The organism is Endozoicomonas sp., from assembly GCF_965196975.1.
Lineage (GTDB): Bacteria > Pseudomonadota > Gammaproteobacteria > Pseudomonadales > Endozoicomonadaceae > Endozoicomonas.
Genome location: NZ_OZ239981.1, coordinates 5,860,352 through 5,878,582, shown reverse-complemented (window position 1 = coordinate 5,878,582; position 18,231 = coordinate 5,860,352). Strand labels below are relative to the sequence as shown.

The window sequence follows — 18,231 nt, the reverse complement described above, 5'->3', positions numbered from 1 at the left end:
AAATCTCCAGTATGGAACCAGACTTCCCAGCTACTCCGTTTACCGAAGCTCTCCTTAAAGAGAATGAAGAGCTTCGGACCGAGAATGCGCTTTTACGGGAACGTTGCAGCGAACTGGAAGAAAGGGTTAATAAAAACAGTCAAAACAGTAGTAAGCCACCATCGTCAGATGGTTATCAAAAGCCCAGTAAAAAAGGGAGTGATAAAGGTGATACATCTTCCAAAGAAGCCCCCTGCTCCTCACAGGAAACACCGAACCCCAAAAGCCTTAGACCATCTTCAGGCAATAAACCAGGTGGCCAGAAAGGTCATCAAGGCTCTTGTTTGAGACGTGTCGCCTTACCCGATTATGTCAGGCATCTGAAGGTTGAAAAATGTTGCTGTTGCCAGTCTTCGCTTATCGATATTAAACCCACCAAATACATTGAGCGACAGGTTTTTGATCCAGGTAGACCCGGAGAATTTGAAGTTACCGCGTACTGGGCAGACGTTAAAGTATGTCCTTGTGGTAAACGGAACACCGCTGAGTTTCCCCAAGGAGTGAAAGCCGCTGCTCAATACGGAGAAGTGACTCAGGCAATGGCTGTTCATTTAAACCAGTATCACTTCATCCCATATCACCGGGTGTCTGAGTATTTCAATACTATTTATTGCATGAGTGTCAGCGCAGGCTCTGTTGCCAATTTTGTTGCCTATACCCATGAGAACCTGGCCTCTACTGAGCAGAGTATCCGCGATGCTTTACAAGAAAGTCCGGTTGCAGGAGCGGATGAAACTGGCATGCGGGTTGACGGTTCACTGTGGTGGTTACACATTATGCGAGATGACCAATGGACGCTTTACTACCTCTCAGAAAGGCGAGGTTGTGAAGCAATGGATGCAATGGGCATCCTGCTGACTTTTGCAGGCATTCTGGTTCACGATCATTGGAAGTCCTACTTTGCCTATGCGGCAGTGCATGTGCTTTGTAATGCCCATCATCTGAGAGAGCTTCAGGGAGTTGTCGATAGGGATGCGAATAAGCTGGCTCTGCGGCTGATGAAATTGCTTACGCTCTCCTGGCACTTCTGCAAGAAATACAAAGCAGCCGGTCTGACTCAAATGCCTGGTGCAATACAGCTTCGCATTGAGACGATATACGACCAAATCCTTCAAAGGGCTCTCACGAAGGAAACCGCTTATATGGAAAAACAACGACAGGTGCTTGGACGTAAGAAGGTCAGGAATACCAAGGCCTACAACCTGTTCAAAAGGCTTATTGAGTTTAAGGTTGAAACGTTGCGCTTCATGTCGGACTTTTCAATTCCCTTCGATAACAATGGCAGTGAACGTGATGCCAGGATGGCCAAACTTAAGCAGAAGATCTCAGGCTGCTTCAGAAGCGAAGACGGAGGTACCATGTTTACCCGAATCCGAAGCTATTTATCATCTGCTAAAAAGCAGGGGTTGAACATATTTCAGGCGCTTCTTAAAGCGGTTCGAAATTACAACAATACGCCTTTGCTGGGTGCTGAATAGTTACGGGAGGATTACTGTTTGGCCATCTGGGCGACCGTTATGGCAGAAAAAAAACCTTTGCAGCCACCGTGCTCATTATGGCGCTCTCGACTGCACTTATTGGCTGTTTGCCCACTTATCATCAAATAGGTATCTGGGCTCCCATTCTGATCACTATTCTCAGGTTGATACAGGGATTCTCCATTGGTGGTGAAATTCCCGGCGCCATTACCTACCTCAGCGAGAGCACCGGTAAACACCAGGGGCTGGTGATCAGCCTGCTATTCACGGCCCTGGTCAATGGCTTTGTGCTGGGTTCGATGGTCCACAGTTTCCTAATTGAATGGCTTGGCACTGACACCATGGAGGAATGGGGTTGGCGTCTCCCCTTCTGGTTTGGCGGTATTCTGGGGTTATTCAGCTATCTGGTCAGAAAGCACTTTCATGAATCCCCTTTATTTGCAGAGCTCAACCAAAGCAGGCAGCGCCAGCAAATTCCAGTGCTGATTCTTCTGAAGTCTTATAAAACCAGTATCATGACAGGTATTCTACTGATTGTTCCTGTTGCTGTAGGTATGTCCTTGCTATATCTGTTCACCCAAAGCTATCTGACACGGTTACTAAACTATGAACCGGAAGAGGTCTCTAATGCGAGCAGCCTTGGCATCATCGCCTCAACACTTCTATTTATACTGATTGGGTGGCTGGCAGATCGGCATAACAGTTCGAAGTATAAACTTGCATTAATGGCTGCTGGCAGTTTTACCGTCATTTGTTGTTCACTTCCCATTTTCTCAGCGTATGTGGACTTTCATGCTTCGGTATTCTGGGTCATGTTATTATGCGCTGTGCCAATGGGCACAGTGACGGGGATCGCGCCTTTGCTATTAAGCAAGGTATTTCCCACATCTATTCGCTACTCAGGCGTGGCCTTTTCTTACAATGCCTGCTTTGCCATTTTTGGCGGACTGACACCACTAATAGCCATGGCGCTGATCAATACAACGGGCACGCTCTCAGCACCGGGATACTATCTGGCTTTAAGTGGATTCTGTGGTCTTGCTGCCTGTTATTTATTCCAAGCTACTCAGCCAGCCAACGCGATCCAGACAGAGTAATTTAACCACACAGCCACTTGATATTATAATCGCCGTCATTTTTCATGAGACACGTTTCATGGCAGCAACCTCCTCCCCCAGTGACAGCTTCAATGACCGGTTCGGCGGTATTCGCCGCTTATATGGTAACAGTGCCGTTGAAAAGCTTCGCCAGTCCCATGTCTGCGTCATCGGTATCGGTGGTGTTGGCTCCTGGGCAGCAGAAGCTCTGGCCAGAACGGCGGTGGGTAAAATCACACTGATTGACCTGGATGACATTTGTATCACCAATACCAATCGTCAATTGCATGCTCTGACGGACACCATTGGCCGCTCGAAAGTTGAAGTGATCGCCGAACGTATCGCTCAGATAAACCCCGAGTGTGAATGTCAGACCATTGAAGACTTTATTGCAGAAGATAACCTTCAGGAACTGATTACCAGCGAGTTTGATTATGTGCTGGATGCCATCGACAGCTTTCGGGTTAAGGCGGCGCTGATCGCTCACTGTAAACGCAGCAAAATCAAAATCATCACCACCGGCGGTGCTGGCGGACAGATGGATCCGACGCAGATTCAGATCACCGATCTGACCAAAACCTGGCACGACCCTCTGGCTAGAAAAGTGCGCAACCAGCTTCGTGACCGTCATGGTTTCAGCAAAAATACCAAGCGGAAGTTTGGTGTCGACTGTGTGTTTTCGACAGAGCAGGCCGTTTATCCACAGGCTGATGGCACTATCTGCCAGACCAAACCAAGCGGTGAAGGCTCAATGAAAATGGATTGTTCCAGTGGTTTTGGCGCGGCCACCGCAGTGACCGCCACCTTCGGTTTTGTTGCCGCTGCTCGAATTGTTGAGAAGTTGACCAAGGCTGATTAATAACCGTTCAGAAAAAGGCCTTCATCGTTCCCATGCTCTGCGTGGGAATGACTCCAGATCATCCAGCTGAATTTACATCACGTTTTTCATTCAATGAAATGTTTTAGTCTTAAGCTGCTGAGGGATTAGAAATTGGACACCTTTTTAAGTATAGCCTGGTTACTTTGTTTTATTTTGTTTTTGTGGTTGGTTTATTTATGGAAAAGACTCTATGAAGACTCCAAAGGCAAGAGCGGGTTGTTATCATTTTTTTTCCCGATGTTTTTGATTAACACTTCTCTTTTAAGTGAAAGAGGAAAAAAAGATAGACTTGTTTTTTTTAAAGTGTTCTGCGCGTACCTAATTATTTTTATTACATTATCTGTATGCATTATCTATATTGCAGAATCTAAAGTGGTCTAGTTTTAAAAGCCCAAGTAGTTTTTCTCCACTGAGACACAGAGCAAAGAAAAAACGATTCCTCTGTGCCTCAGTAGCTCTGAGCTTGGAAGGTGACGAACAATTGTCATGAAAAATTCAGCAAGGTTTGATCTACCGATAACGATGAGCAATCGCCTGAATTTCTCTGACAATCGCTTTGAGTCCATTACCTCTGGATGGGCTCAAATGATTAAACAGGTCCAACTCACGAAACCAGTCTTCTATATCCTCCCCTTCAATTTCTTCCGGTGTTTTGCCTGAGAATACGGCCAGAACAATGGCGATGAGCCCCCGGATCACTCTCGCATCGGAGTCAGCGATAAAGTAAAGGCGCATGGTTTCATCATCGTAGTGGTAATGCAGCCAGACACTGCTTTCGCAACCATGGAGTCGAGCGTCATCACTTTTCCACTCACCCGACACTACAGGCAATTCTTTGCCCATCAGCATGATCTGGCGATAGCGTTCCTGCCAGCCTGAAAGCCCACTCAAACGTTCTGCTATCGTGACAAGATCCGGAGCCTGCTGACGAAAGATCTCTGGCAGGTCAGTTGCTTCAGTGATCACGGCCCGGGGACTACCCGATTCATCACCCTTATCACTGTTCGCTTCAGGGTGGGCATTATACAGTGGCGAATGGTGGAGCTTTTCCATGGCATCAACAAAAGCTCTCGCCTCATCTATGGTGTTATAGAGGGCAAAAGAGGCTCGGACCGTCCCATTGAGGTTCAGACTCTCCATCAGGGGCATGGCACAATGATGCCCGGTTCTCACGGCTATTCCCTGTTGATCAAGTATCAGACCGATGTCCTGATTATGATGTTCATTGGATATAAACGACACGACGGGAGCTTTCTGCTCTGCCAGACCAATCAGACGGATGCCGTTTATCTGGATTAAGCCCTCTTCCACCAGCTTACGCAGCTGACTTTCATGAGCATTTACGGCTGCAAAATCAATACCTGCCAAAAACTCCAGCGCTTTGCCTAAACCAATAGCACCAGCAATATTGGGCGTTCCTGCCTCAAATTTGAAAGGTAGGCTATTAAAGCGAGTACCTGAAAAGCTGACACGCTCAATCATCTCACCACCACCCTGCCAGGGAGGCATATTTTCCAATAGCTCCCTTCGCCCATACAGAACACCTATTCCCGTAGAGCCATAGACTTTATGGCCAGAGAAAACATAAAAGTCCGCCCCCAAAGCCTGAACATCGACTTTCTGATGGGCTACAGCCTGAGAGCCGTCCACCAGAACCAGGGCACCGGCATGATGGGCAAACTCAATGAGCTCTTTAACCGGCGTAATGGTACCGATGGCATTTGATGTATGAGCAATTGCCACCAGCCTGGTTTTATCCGACAACAACTGCTGGAACTGTTGCATATCCAGATTGCCAGCATCATCCAGCTCAACCACCCTGATGGTTGCACCCGTAGCTTCAGTCAGCAGTTGCCAGGGAACGATATTGGCATGATGCTCAAGGCGACTCAGAATAATCTCATCATCAGCCTTTAATCTGCGTCCCCAACTGTTGGCCACCAGATTGATGGCCTCAGTCGCCCCCCGGGTCCAGATAATCTCTTCAGCAAAACGGGCATTAATGAAATGGCGGGTGGTTTCTCTGGCTGCTTCAAACGCATGGGTCGTACAGGCACTCAGGAAGTGCGCTGCTCGATGCACGTTGGCATTCTGCTCTCGATAATACCGGTCTACTGACTCAATAACTGTCACCGGCTTCTGTGTGGTAGCTGCATTGTCCAAATAGACCAGCGGATGGCCATGCACTGCCCGTGAAAGCAATGGAAACTGCTGACGGATACTCTCAAGATCCAAAAGAGTGGGTTTCGTGTCGGCCTGGCCTTTCATAGTGACCTTCATGATGATCATGCCCCTGAAATCAGCTGGTCATTTTAAAGGCCGGGTAAACTGAGGCAATACCGTATTTAGAAATCCTTCCAAGTATTGATAATACAGCCATTACATCAGCCACCACTCATAGCACTCATTAGCTGATGACAGATTTAAGACATACCCACAAATAAACTTGGTTATTCAAACAATTACCAGGAACACCCATCAGGGATATCAGGAATTTTTTGCGGAATGATTGGAACGAAAAGAACACTCACCCTGGGGCTTCTCACTTTACTGAACAGCTGCGTTGTTGCGGCCGGCGATTCAGCCAAATCTGAGTCTCTATACAAAGAAGCCATTGGAGCGCCGTTTCTTTTCAGTTCTGAAGACTGGGGAATGGCTTTTGGTGGAGCGGGTGTTGTAAAAGGTCTGATACAGCCTCAGATGACGCTGTTTGGAACCGTGATAGGGTCAAGCAATGGCACCAAAATGGGCTATCTGGGTCTTTATAATGTGATGGTTCCGGGCCTTGACCATTGGCAGATGGATTTCAGTGTTCTGGAATCCAGCCTGGCTGAAACCAATTATTTCCTGCCTGGTAACCCGAACTACCCGAATGAGAAACCAGGGAGTAATGATTCCAGTCTCGAGAACTCAGTCCGCACCGGAGGACGTGAGCAACACTATCAGGCTCATTTCCAGTACATCCTCCCGATTGGCGATGGTAAGGATGGCGCACTTGCGGCCATGGCGAAAAAATCCAGAGGCTATGAAAGCAGCAGAACCTACTGGAACCCATTAACGACCGGAATCACCTCTCTGGAGCTGCAGCCCTATTACAAGAGTCAACGACTTGATGAGTTCCAGCCGGAACATGAAGCCGATGAGTCTGCCGGTATTCGCCTGACTCTGGAGTATGACAACCGTAATTCCAGCCATTTACCCACCCGTGGCAGCCGGACATCATTCACCTATACCTATGACTGGGGCAGTGAAGACCGACCAGACTGGTCTACGGTTGAGTTTGAGTTCAGTAAATTCTTCAGTCTGGGCAGCAACGACCTGATGGACCAGCAGGTACTGGCCTTAAATGCCTGGGTAGCTGATACCCCTACATGGAACGATACGGTAACCGTTAATGGGGAAGACGTCTTCCGACGTCCGCCCTCCTTTGCAGGCATCAATCTGGGTGGCTGGGATAAACTGCGCGGTTATGGCTCAGACCGCTTTTACGGCCGTTCAGCCGTTTCCTACAGCATCGAATATCGCATGATGCCAAAGTGGCAGCCTCTGGAAGACATGCCAATTATTGGTCCACTCTACGATATACCCTGGTGGCAATGGACTCTGTTTATGGATGCAGGGCGAGTTGCCGACGACTTTGACGTTCAAGAGTTGCATCAGGATATGAAAACCAGCTTTGGTGGCGGCATCCGGTTCCGGGTTGAGGGGGTTACCGTTAGAACCGAAATAGCCAGCGGTGATGAAGAGACGTTTTTCCGAGTCTTCGTGAATCAGCCATTTTAAATAACACGGAAGCTAAGATTCTGGCACTGCAAATAATGCTGTGCTATAAAAACCAATACGTTAAGTATTTAAATCTGACAAACGAATTTTGGTAAACAGATCATGCCTTCAGCCCTGAGCCAGCTAGTCATTCTAAACGTGGTGATTATTATCACCGCGGGTGGCTTTGTGGGCTGAAGAAACAGCATCTACAAAACCCCCGCACCGAAAGGTCCGGGGGTTTTTTTATATCTGGAGAAGGAGAAAAGTCATGCTCAACCTGATCATCCTGTCTGTCATTACCCTGCCTGTCATTCTATCTGAAGCGATTACCCTCAGAATCTGGCAGCCAGGGGATAATCGATATGAATGGCGCTGAAGCAATCGTACAAACCCTGGTACACCACGGTGTTGATACCGTTTTTGGTTATCCCGGCGGCACCATTATGCCGGTGTATGACGCTCTTCTTGATTCCCCCATTGAGCACCTTCTCTGCCGCCATGAGCAGGGAGCCGGTTTCTCCGCGATTGGTTATGCTCGCTCAAGCCACCGAACCGGTGTCTGTATTGCCACTTCAGGCCCTGGTGCAACCAACCTGATTACCGCACTGGCGGATGCGATGATGGATTCCGTTCCCATTGTTGCCATTACCGGCCAGGTACCCACCAATGCTATTGGTACTGATGCCTTTCAGGAGATAGACATCCTGGGGCTGTCCATGGCCTGCACCAAGCACAGTTTTCTGGTGACAGAACCAGACATGCTTTGCCAGACCCTTCATCAGGCATTTACTCTGGCTAATTCTGGGCGACCCGGCCCCGTACTTGTGGATATTCCCAAAGATATACAACAGGCTCCCGCCAGCTGGCACCCACCTCTTGATCTGGTTTCGAACGGCTTCACCCCTGATAAGGCAGCCTATGAAAACCTTCATAAAGCTCAGGAACTCATGCTGTCAACATCACGCCCCATCGCCTATATCGGTGGTGGAGTGAATATGGCTCATGCCACGGAAGAACTGCGTCATTTTCTAAAAGTTACCGGTCTGCCGAGTGTCTGTACGTTAAAAGGGCTTGGTACCGTAAATCTGGATAACGAGGGTTATCTTGGAATGCTGGGGATGCATGGCAACCAGGCAGCTAACACTGCAGTACAACTGTGTGATTTATTAATTGTGGTGGGTGCTCGTTTCGATGACCGGGTTACGGGAAAACTGGACACATTTGCCCCTGATGCCAAGGTTATTCACATAGATATTGACCCTGCAGAAGTCCACAAACGCAGAGCTGCAAATGTCGTCTTTCATCAGCCCATGCAATGGGTACTGAAAGAACTGTCGTCTGCTTTACCCGTCAACGAGTGGCTTTGCCACTGTCAGCAACTCAAAGCAGAGTATCAATGGCAATACGACAAACCTGGTGAAGATATTTATGCACCGCATCTGCTCAACCAGTTATCCCGGAAATTACCTGATAATGCCATCATCAGCTGCGATGTAGGGCAGCATCAAATGTGGGTTGCCCAGCATATGGCCTTCCATCACACCCGTAACCATTTGACCAGTGGAGGTCTGGGTACCATGGGCTTTGGTCTGCCTGCCGCCATCGGTGCTGCCATAGCAAGGCCGGGTGATACCGTTACCCTGGTATCCGGTGATGGATCGTTCATGATGAATGTTCAAGAGCTGAACACCATAAGAAGAAGACAGTTGCCAATCAAAATCATTCTGCTGGATAACCAGAAGCTGGGCATGGTACGCCAGTGGCAGGAGCTATTTTATGAAGGCCGTTACAGCGAAACCGATCTTTCTGACAACCCTGACTTTATTACGCTGGCCAATGCCTTTGGCATCGGTGGCAGAACCATAACCCACCGCAATGAAGTGCCTTCCGCTCTGGATGAGATGCTGAATGTGAATGGCCCATGGCTGCTTCACGTTCGCATCGATGCCATGGAAAACGTATGGCCTCTGGTTCCACCAGGAGCCTCTAATCATGAAATGTTGGAGAAACGCTCATGAGTTTCCAGTTACATATGCAATGCCATAAACAACCAGACGTTGTAGAGCGGGTACTCAGAGTCATCCGACACAGGGGGTTCACTCTCAACAGCATGAGCATGGCTCCCTCAAACTGCGGTGAGAAAATTGAGCTATCCATGAGTGTCTCCAGCCTCCGACCAGCTCACCTTCTCATTACTCAGGTTGAAAAACTTCATGATGTGGTTGCCTTGAGATGCATTGATACCGCATCCAATCATGCTGCCATCAGCTATTAATTCACCTCTGGTCAGGCTGTCATGGCTTGGCCAGATATAAACGATACTCACACCAACTCATTTAAAGGGGCTATCAACCATTTCCCCCTGAAACTCGATTTTTTTTCTCAAAATCAGCTCTTCTCGCCGCCCTTGGTGAATAAGACCTGAAGTATCGCCCCGTAATGACTCACTCACTAATAAAGACAGAGCCTCAAGGTATAATATTGCAGTTAAGTCATAAGCCCCTTTGTATAAATGAAGCGGACTTTTCTCACTCTGATTAAAAATACGATTCAGTTTGAACAGTACCCACTGAGATTCAGACAATTTCAACGCCAGCTTGTCGCCATATTGCTTCAGATAACCGCCCATATCATAAAAGCGGACGTACTTTTTATTATGTGAATAAGACTGAACAAGTTCATTGATTTCCTCAACCAAACCATTCTGAAAACAAGGAGGATGGTTTATCCAGTTTTGTATATCTGGCAATTTTTCCATTTCACCGGGTGAAGATAAAAGCCAGAAAGTCAGATAGTGCCGGACCAGTGTCTGGTCATCATTTGGTATAATATTGACCAAAGGCTCATAAATATGGATGCAATTCCCTCTGAGGACTCCTGTTTCCTTAAACTGCTGAGGGAGTCCAACAACCAGAAATACTGCACCAAGCTTTTCTCCCATATTGTCCAGCAGATCTATTGGGTGCTCTCTCAATTTGATAACTGACTCATAGGTTAGCTTCAACCTTTCCAGTCATGAACTCAGACCAAAGTTGTTCCCAGCGCCCCTTACTCTGGATCAGTGCTCTTGTTGTCAAAAGCACTTCCGCTCCTGTTGCTTTCCACCTCATTCCAGAACCACATAATCGTTGCTTTACCAGAGTCTTACAAGCCGCTTCAGTAACTCCTGAACCTATTGGCCAATGGCGTTTAAGCGCCTGATGATAATTCATTAACTGGTGATTGTTTGTAAAATAGCTCACAGCTTTGTAGCGCTTCTCTGTCAGTGCGATTGTCTTTTTCGGGAGCTCGGCTGATTCAATTTCCTGAAGGATTTTTTTGGCTGCTCCACGCTTGTTTTTCAAACTATGTAGCCTGTCTTCAAGCCACTGGTGTCGCTTCGCCTTACTGGTTGGAAACAGTGCTTCCGCTGCTCCAGCTAAATATTCAGATGCATGATAAAAATCGAGTATCTGCCCAGAGGTATGTTGTTTCAAATAACTCCAGTTTTCTCTAGCCCCGTCAGCTACCCCGATGTATGTGGCATTTGGGTAGAGTCGTTTTAGATCTGCAATCTCCTCGTCGAGCTTGCTCATAAAGCTTTGTTTACCATACTCTGGCGAACTGGCTGTATATATCGTGTGGAGCCTGTCTCCATCTGCAGAATATAGGCTCAATGTCCCACACATGGCTTCCCTCCAGCCTTCTTCACAAAGCAGCATGCAGGTTCCATCCAGACCAATGGCTATTGTTTCAACAGGCTCTTTTAGTGGAGGAAGGTGGTAGTGAGTGTCTTGCTGGTCTTCAATTAATGCACCTACTCTGTCCGATAAATGCTTGATATAAGAATTTGAAAGCGTCCTTTGATGGTTGGTCTCAAAATCTTCTTTTACCGCAGGCGCTGGCATCTGGCTGTATTTCCAGGCGATAGACTTGGCAAATTTGGGGGTAGCTGAACCAATAATACCGGCACGAAGATCAAGTGCTGCCAGAGTACTGCCACCTCTGACACCCTGATATACGGAGCGCTCCAAAGGTATACGACCGTATAAGGTTTCATAGTGCTTAAGAACCTTTCCTTTGTAGTTCCACTTCTGCTGATTAACGACGATAGGTTCTTTATTGGGTGATTCAAATAGCCCCAATAACTCTTTTGTTCCAAGCTGCCCGGCTTCATTGAGTGCACGCTGTAAACTATCTTCAAGATTCAGCATGTTGCCTGAATCTATAGAAACTTCAATTTGCAAAACGATGCTTTTGGTAGAGCTGGAAATAACAGAAGCGGGCATGACAGTTAACTATTATGAGTGGTGTTCCCATAGTAGCTGTGAAAATAGAGCACTATTGTTTCAATCATTCAGAGAGAGCACCCGATCTATTGACGCCTTCAGACTACTCTTGATCGCCATACTGCTCTCGGAAATATTTTCAGGCCGATGCCGAAGGTGATAATAAATCGGTCCGAATAATGCTTTCTTGAAATCTCCGAGAAACCCTAACAACGAGGATTCTTCTCTATTGATAAAGGGGTCAAAATCATGTCTTTTGATTTTGCAGAATGAGTCCTGATTATAGGATGTCACCAATCGCAACCAGACAAACTCAGGAAGGATGACCCCAATATAATTTTCCTGATTTTCAGCACGCCTGGCTTTAATAAATTGAAAAAGATCATTCTCAAGAAAATTTGTATAGACAGAATGGTGGGCCATTAGCTTTGGGACCTCGGTAATTTTTTGAGGCCCGAAGTAGATCAGCCGATGAGGGGCATTAACAACGCCGGCATCATGCAGGCCCTGTAAAGCGCCGTTAGTATCAGGATTAGAAATGCCATTTTCTACCCCTGCCGCATGACTGGCTCCAGAGATGATAACCTCAATGGCAGGTTCTGTTGAATAAAGGCGGCAAGAAACAAAAAGAAGAAAGAGCAAATAGCCTTTACCAAACGCTGAAAGCAACTGCATAACAAACTGACCCACCGCTTAATGCCGGAAGCCAAGTATAGTTATCCTGTTACATCCCCCTTTGATTTACAGAGAAAAACCTGAAGAGGTAAAGTGACCACTTGTTAATGGGCAACGATTACCTGCTCATCGTTAATTAACGCATTCTGCCTGTCCATCTCTTTCAGCTTGAGACGAAAACGGTTGATAATGAATTCTCTAAACCAGCGATGCGCTCGGTTATGCTCCCAATACTCAGGCCAAACTACATAGTACTTAACCCTGGGTGGTTTACCGGGCAGAGTCTTCATCTTCATATTCTGTACATAAGTGTTGGACCGAGCCGCTTTCTCCATAGTAATCAGAATATGGCTGGTGTCCTTTACCAGTTGCAACCCAATCGGCAGGTTGGGAGTTTTAGCAACGACACGGATATTCTCACTGAGACCTTCCAGGTAGTCCCTGATGAAATGAGGGCTTCCCATCCATGAAGAGTGGCGAATCACTGAGTAATGCTCAAGATCTTCAATGGTAATCTCTTGATCTACGAGAGGATGATCCTCATGCACCAAGGCACAGATACTATCCTCCATCAGTGGCACATAGCTGAAACCAGCAGGAGGCTTTCCTACATACCCAAGCACTAGGTCAACCTGACCAGCCTCCAGTTTTTTATCCAGTTGCGGGCTGAACTGTAATAGCTCAAAGTTAAAATTAGGTGCCTGCTTCCAGAACTGGTGAAGGATCTGTGGCAGAATTTGTTCAAGAACAATGTAAGTCCCGGCAATTGTGAAGTTTTTTTCGGTAATCCAGGGATCAAACTGCTGATTTTCAAATATGGTACTGGCTTCAGTCACCACACGATTGACATCATCTTTCAATGCCAATGCTTTTTCAGATAGAAAAATGCGATTTCCCTGCCTGACAAGAATCGGATCATTCAGGGCTTCACGCAACTGGGCCAGCGTCCGGCTCATGGCGGACTGAGTGACATGCATCTGCTTTGCCGCAAGAGAAACACTTTGAGTATCGAGTAGTGCCTTAAGGCCTGGCAAAAGATTCAGGTTAAGTCTGTACAAGTTCATACTTTTGTAACAAGCGCCCCAACGGTTGAAAGCACCATCCAAACAACAAAAAAGCTTTAGGCTCTATTGGTGGCCAGTTGAGCCTAGTAAATCTGCTTAGAGAAAAGAACATAGCCGGTGATTAAAGGCTCAAGCCAATCTAACCATGAGACTATAGTCATATCACTTCAACTTCATCAGTATTAATCCCTATACATTCATCGCTAATCAGGTACACTGGAAACAGGAACCAGAGTTATCTCTGGTGAATCTGGCCTTGGCGTCTGACAAATTTCTTGTCAGGCATCAGCTGAAATAGCTGTCAGGAGGGTCTATGAGCCAAAACAAGTACAAGAGTATTCAAGATCTGGTAGACAACTACATTGCGTCTGGCCTTTCTGCCAGAGAGTATGTCGAAGCCCGTGTGGATGCCGGAGATCTTAGTGCTGCCGAAGCCCTGAAACTGCTGTCTATTCTTCGAGAAGCACAGTCCATTACCTTTAAACTGGCCGAAGTCAGTGATGACGAGTTTTCCGGCCTGCAGATGGTTCTAATTCGTAAAGAAGAGGAAGAGCTGGCTGACGATGCTCCTCCTCTGTTCAGTATCGAAATTGATGAAAGCCTGAATAGCAATCGTGATGACGTGATTAATCTTCTGCAGAAATTTGCAAAAGAGCTGGCCGTACTGGCGACACGAGGAGAGCTTGAAGAAGCAGAAGCTGTTGATACGATTGATGACAATCCAGAAGACTGGTTGGATCACCCAAACATTTTACCCGCCAGTGAAACTCGTCACTGAGCTGTAAATTCCTCAACTTCCGATCAAATCCATAAAGAAATAAGCCCGGCATCGCCGGGCTTATTTCTTTCACCTGCACAATATAAAAAATAGTTTTTATATAGCTTATTCTTTAGTCATCAACAGCTTTATTGGTCAAACCACTGAATGACCTGTGGATAACATCCTGACCGCCAGAGCTTTCAAGAAATACAGCTAATTGTTTATTTTTTGAACAATTCCGAGAACAAGCTGACTCAGAGCAACACAGCAGTACGATCTCATAGCATGCCTACAGCCCCCTCCACTGTACAAAGGAACCAATTGACTAAGAATCGGTCGAAATTCCTTTATATTCTGAGAATAGGATCGCAATGAGAAATTTATTCACGAATTTTATCTACATAGCACTGATATCACTTTCCACAAGCGTGTTAGCCCAAAATTTTGAAGCAGAAGAGAGCATCAATGTTGCTTCAGAACCAGAGATCAGCCTCCCCGCTGCTAAGGATCCCGTATTGATAGAAAATGATGGCCATTTGGCTGTCACACAGCCATACAGTATCCGAATTACAACGGACAGTGGTCTATTGGGATACGACTATCAGTTTGAAGATTCACAGAATGGCATCGACAATACCTTGAAGAAACGCACCCTCAGAGTATTTGGTACCTACGACCTCTACAAGAATGATGGTACTTGGGATGCAACCACTGAATTCACCTGGTCAAGCTATGTACCCGTGATGCCGGATATATACTGGCACAGCTACCATGTACGGGGCTCTAACGGTCAGTCTCTGGGGTACATTTTAACAACCCCTGTCACGATGAAAGATGCGAAGTTTTACCTTCAAGACAGTGATCAGCAAACTCTTGCCGCAGCAACTCTTGATCTGAAGAACAAGGAACTGCAAATCTATTCTGCCGAAGCCTCTACAGTTGGTGTTGCGACGCTAAAAAAATCCGTTAACAGTGACAATGAGTGGTTTTTGACAGTTAGCAAGCCAGGCATCGCCGACCATAGACTCATCAAGTTCCTGTCATCCATAGTGATTGACAATTACTTCACGGATAAAACCAGCTTTATCGGAGCCTTAATGGCCGACCCGGACTTACCTGACGACGACTGAGGCCTGCTGCTGTACTGCAGCAGACATTACCAATATGCAAAACCCCAGAGAGCGGTTAAATAAAATCTGCGGATTTAAGAAGAGCTGACACTCTCTGGGTTATTTGTGCTTAATATCCCTTCAACATAGGAGGCGCCATTCTCTGAAAACCCACCCAATAAATCCGTAATAATGCTAATCAGCTTGTGAAAACCATCTTCCCCAGATGTCTTTAACACCGTTTCCTGCAGCGAAGCTTTAGCATTCAATTCTGAGTATTCCACTGCTGGGTCATTCACATATTGTTCAGGCATGGTCTGTTCAAGCACTTCATGAATATCATGGGCTTTATCATAGGCCTGTTGTGAAATTACCGTCACAATATGGCTATCCTCATAAACTCTGGCTGGCTTTTGCCTTGTCAGAGCCTGAATGGTTGGATGCTGAATGTTTTTCTCTTCATAAGCCTGGCTCATCACCAGACTTTGAAAATCTTCAAGCACCGTATGCCGGTTCGATGCCAGTTGAATTGCGTTATTCTGTCCTTCCGGGAAACCCATGATATTCTTCAGCCCAACCCAGAGGGTTTTCATGGTACTGTTTCCCGGCACCGGCATCACATGGTATGGGTTGGAAAAGTCCCCCAGATAATGTAGCCCCCAACCCATAAAACGCCATCCCCAGTAATCATGCCCTTGTTTGAAGGCAAACTCGGAAAGCTGTTTAAATAACTGGATTCGATACTCTGGATAAGTCTGCTTTAAAAAACCACCCAGGGCATAAAGAATCGAAGACTCATGGTAAAACCCCATGTGAAAGGGCGCCTATGTTCCGTACTCCAGGTTTGGATTACCGAAAGGCTGCTTTCCAAACCCATAAATCTTGCCATAATCGGTATTACTGTCAGTAAAGAGGCCTATATCCAGTCCATGATCAGGTTCATCCGTGGCCGTTGTAACGATATCAACAGGTGATGCCTTATCCCCTGGTTTCAGCTGAACCAGCTGCACAGAAACCAGATGATCAAAATTTTTCAGCGTACTGACCGAACCAGGCTTAATGAGTGGAGACAGCCGTTTTTCCCCAGGAAGAAGCTGTAAATACAAAGGCCATTTGGTATTCGGGTTTACACGAATGGCATGGGCAAAGCGGGTTCGGATATCGTCTTTGCTACCCGTTGCTTTGAATGCCAGATCCTGCGGACGCGGAGCATAGTGCCATAAATTGTTCTGCATCCATTGCTCCTGCTGATCCAGAAAAACTTCCAGAGCCTTCTCATTGGCCAGCAGAAAGCTTTCCAGACTTTCAACTTTCACCGGAGCAGAGTCCCGAACCTGTGGAAGTGTAGCCAGTAGCTGATGACTAACCAGAGTGTGGTTGGACCAGGAAAATGCCTGGGCAGATATCAGCAAAGAGATTAGAAAGCATAAGGTACGCATAAGCAGGCTCTGTAACATATAGTTTTTATTAAATTTATGTAACTATTCAGCACCCAGCAAAGGCGTATTGTTGTAATTTCGAACCGCTTTAAGAAGCGCCTGAAATATGTTCAACCCCTGCTTTTTAGCAGATGATAAATAGCTTCGGATTCGGGTAAACATGGTACCTCCGTCTTCGCTTCTGAAGCAGCCTGAGATCTTCTGCTTAAGTTTGGCCATCCTGGCATCACGTTCACTGCCATTGTTATCGAAGGGAATTGAAAAGTCCGACATGAAGCGCAACGTTTCAACCTTAAACTCAATAAGCCTTTTGAACAGGTTGTAGGCCTTGGTATTCCTGACCTTCTTACGTCCAAGCACCTGTCGTTGTTTTTCCATATAAGCGGTTTCCTTCGTGAGAGCCCTTTGAAGGATTTGGTCGTATATCGTCTCAATGCGAAGCTGTATTGCACCAGGCATTTGAGTCAGACCGGCTGCTTTGTATTTCTTGCAGAAGTGCCAGGAGAGCGTAAGCAATTTCATCAGCCGCAGAGCCAGCTTATTCGCATCCCTATCGACAACTCCCTGAAGCTCTCTCAGATGATGGGCATTACAAAGCACATGCACTGCCGCATAGGCAAAGTAGGACTTCCAATGATCGTGAACCAGAATGCCTGCAAAAGTCAGCAGGATGCCCATTGCATCCATTGCTTCACAACCTCGCCTTTCTGAGAGGTAGTAAAGCGTCCATTGGTCATCTCGCATAATGTGTAACCACCACAGTGAACCGTCAACCCGCATGCCAGTTTCATCCGCTCCTGCAACCGGACTTTCTTGTAAAGCATCGCGGATACTCTGCTCAGTAGAGGCCAGGTTCTCATGGGTATAGGCAACAAAATTGGCAACAGAGCCTGCGCTGACACTCATGCAATAAATAGTATTGAAATACTCAGACACCCGGTGATATGGGATGAAGTGATACTGGTTTAAATGAACAGCCATTGCCTGAGTCACTTCTCCGTATTGAGCAGCGGCTTTCACTCCTTGGGGAAACTCAGCGGTGTTCCGTTTACCACAAGGACATACTTTAACGTCTGCCCAGTACGCGGTAACTTCAAATTCTCCGGGTCTACCTGGATCAAAAACCTGTCGCTCAATGTATTTGGTGGGTTTAATATCGATAAGCGAAGACTGGCAACAGCAACATTTTTCAACCTTCAGATGCCTGACATAATCGGGTAAGGCGACACGTCTCAAACAAGAGCCTTGATGACCTTTCTGGCCACCTGGTTTATTGCCTGAAGATGGTCTAAGGCTTTTGGGGTTCGGTGTTTCCTGTGAGGAGCAGGGGGCTTCTTTGGAAGATGTATCACCTTTATCACTCCCTTTTTTACTGGGCTTTTGATAACCATCTGACGATGGTGGCTTACTACTGTTTTGACTGTTTTTATTAACCCTTTCTTCCAGTTCGCTGCAACGTTCCCGTAAAAGCGCATTCTCGGTCCGAAGCTCTTCATTCTCTTTAAGGAGAGCTTCGGTAAACGGAGTAGCTGGGAAGTCTGGTTCCATACTGGAGATTTGTTAGAAAAATTGAGTATAAGATGATGGTCGAAAAATCAGAAAATTCCAGATTTATATGAAGGGTGCTGAATAGTTACAAATTTATTATGCGTATACC

16 protein-coding genes are annotated in these 18,231 nt (G+C 46.6%); 8 read left to right on the top strand and 8 right to left on the bottom strand.

Translation table 11 applies throughout. The features are described 5' to 3' along the window. Window positions 1–11: 11 nt before the first annotated feature. Genes tnpC (ACOCLE_RS25965) through tcdA form a run of 3 tightly spaced genes read left to right on the top strand, consistent with a single transcriptional unit; the run spans window position 12 to window position 3,473 of the window. Window positions 12–1,517 carry an IS66 family transposase gene (gene tnpC, locus ACOCLE_RS25965; RefSeq protein WP_419532963.1) on the top strand — a complete coding sequence of 502 codons (1,506 nt, stop codon included), beginning with the start codon at window positions 12–14 and terminating at the stop codon, window positions 1,515–1,517. Then, on the top strand, window positions 1,514–2,614 hold the full coding sequence (locus tag ACOCLE_RS25960) for an MFS transporter (RefSeq protein WP_419537268.1): 1,101 nt from the start codon (window positions 1,514–1,516) through the stop codon (window positions 2,612–2,614). The genes tnpC (ACOCLE_RS25965) and ACOCLE_RS25960 overlap by 4 nt, the downstream gene beginning before the upstream one ends. 58 nt (window positions 2,615–2,672) lie before the next feature. Further along, on the top strand, window positions 2,673–3,473 hold the full coding sequence (gene tcdA / locus ACOCLE_RS25955) for a tRNA cyclic N6-threonylcarbamoyladenosine(37) synthase TcdA (protein WP_419534877.1): 801 nt from the start codon (window positions 2,673–2,675) through the stop codon (window positions 3,471–3,473). Window positions 3,474–4,004: 531 nt separating this feature from the next. Here tcdA and ACOCLE_RS25950 read toward each other — a convergent pair. Next, complete coding sequence (locus ACOCLE_RS25950) at window positions 4,005–5,774, bottom strand: SufS family cysteine desulfurase (protein ID WP_419534876.1); 1,770 nt, start codon at window positions 5,772–5,774, stop codon at window positions 4,005–4,007. Window positions 5,775–5,999: 225 nt separating this feature from the next. Here ACOCLE_RS25950 and ACOCLE_RS25945 point away from each other — a divergent pair, with 225 nt between their 5' ends. The 3 genes from ACOCLE_RS25945 to ilvM all read left to right on the top strand — a co-directional run bounded on the left by ACOCLE_RS25945 (window position 6,000) and on the right by ilvM (window position 9,534). Next, on the top strand, window positions 6,000–7,277 hold the full coding sequence (locus tag ACOCLE_RS25945) for a BamA/TamA family outer membrane protein (RefSeq protein WP_419534875.1): 1,278 nt from the start codon (window positions 6,000–6,002) through the stop codon (window positions 7,275–7,277). A 344-nt stretch (window positions 7,278–7,621) separates the two neighbouring features. Continuing rightward, complete coding sequence (ilvG, locus tag ACOCLE_RS25940) at window positions 7,622–9,277, top strand: acetolactate synthase 2 catalytic subunit (RefSeq protein WP_419534874.1); 1,656 nt, start codon at window positions 7,622–7,624, stop codon at window positions 9,275–9,277. Next, on the top strand, window positions 9,274–9,534 hold the full coding sequence (gene ilvM, locus ACOCLE_RS25935; protein WP_419534873.1) for an acetolactate synthase 2 small subunit: 261 nt from the start codon (window positions 9,274–9,276) through the stop codon (window positions 9,532–9,534). The genes ilvG and ilvM overlap by 4 nt, the downstream gene beginning before the upstream one ends. A gap of 57 nt (window positions 9,535–9,591) precedes the next feature. On the opposite strand, the gene ACOCLE_RS25930 is transcribed toward ilvM, so the two are convergent. The 4 genes from ACOCLE_RS25930 to ACOCLE_RS25915 form a co-directional block, all read right to left on the bottom strand. Then, a complete protein-coding gene (locus ACOCLE_RS25930) occupies window positions 9,592–10,200 on the bottom strand; it encodes a hypothetical protein (protein WP_419534872.1) in 609 nt (202 codons plus the stop codon). Between the two features lie 46 nt (window positions 10,201–10,246). Further along, window positions 10,247–11,527 (bottom strand): ISKra4 family transposase, encoded by a 1,281-nt coding sequence (locus ACOCLE_RS25925; RefSeq protein WP_419532972.1) that lies wholly within the window; start codon window positions 11,525–11,527, stop codon window positions 10,247–10,249. Window positions 11,528–11,587: 60 nt separating this feature from the next. Continuing rightward, window positions 11,588–12,217 (bottom strand): hypothetical protein, encoded by a 630-nt coding sequence (locus ACOCLE_RS25920; protein WP_419534871.1) that lies wholly within the window; start codon window positions 12,215–12,217, stop codon window positions 11,588–11,590. An 89-nt stretch (window positions 12,218–12,306) separates the two neighbouring features. Beyond that, window positions 12,307–13,266 carry a LysR family transcriptional regulator gene (locus tag ACOCLE_RS25915; RefSeq protein WP_419534870.1) on the bottom strand — a complete coding sequence of 320 codons (960 nt, stop codon included), beginning with the start codon at window positions 13,264–13,266 and terminating at the stop codon, window positions 12,307–12,309. A gap of 313 nt (window positions 13,267–13,579) precedes the next feature. Here ACOCLE_RS25915 and ACOCLE_RS25910 point away from each other — a divergent pair, with 313 nt between their 5' ends. Both ACOCLE_RS25910 and ACOCLE_RS25905 read left to right on the top strand, forming a co-directional pair. Beyond that, the gene (locus ACOCLE_RS25910; protein WP_419534869.1) at window positions 13,580–14,044 is read left to right on the top strand and encodes a hypothetical protein; all 465 of its coding nucleotides are present in this window, start codon (window positions 13,580–13,582) and stop codon (window positions 14,042–14,044) included. A 353-nt stretch (window positions 14,045–14,397) separates the two neighbouring features. Beyond that, complete coding sequence (locus ACOCLE_RS25905) at window positions 14,398–15,156, top strand: hypothetical protein (RefSeq protein ID WP_419534868.1); 759 nt, start codon at window positions 14,398–14,400, stop codon at window positions 15,154–15,156. A 74-nt stretch (window positions 15,157–15,230) separates the two neighbouring features. On the opposite strand, the gene ACOCLE_RS25900 is transcribed toward ACOCLE_RS25905, so the two are convergent. The 3 genes from ACOCLE_RS25900 to tnpC (ACOCLE_RS25890) form a co-directional block, all read right to left on the bottom strand. Then, window positions 15,231–15,728 carry a hypothetical protein gene (locus ACOCLE_RS25900; RefSeq protein ID WP_419534867.1) on the bottom strand — a complete coding sequence of 166 codons (498 nt, stop codon included), beginning with the start codon at window positions 15,726–15,728 and terminating at the stop codon, window positions 15,231–15,233. A gap of 231 nt (window positions 15,729–15,959) precedes the next feature. Further along, complete coding sequence (locus tag ACOCLE_RS25895; RefSeq protein WP_419534866.1) at window positions 15,960–16,574, bottom strand: hypothetical protein; 615 nt, start codon at window positions 16,572–16,574, stop codon at window positions 15,960–15,962. A gap of 42 nt (window positions 16,575–16,616) precedes the next feature. Then, on the bottom strand, window positions 16,617–18,122 hold the full coding sequence (tnpC, locus tag ACOCLE_RS25890) for an IS66 family transposase (protein ID WP_419532963.1): 1,506 nt from the start codon (window positions 18,120–18,122) through the stop codon (window positions 16,617–16,619). Window positions 18,123–18,231: the final 109 nt, after the last annotated feature.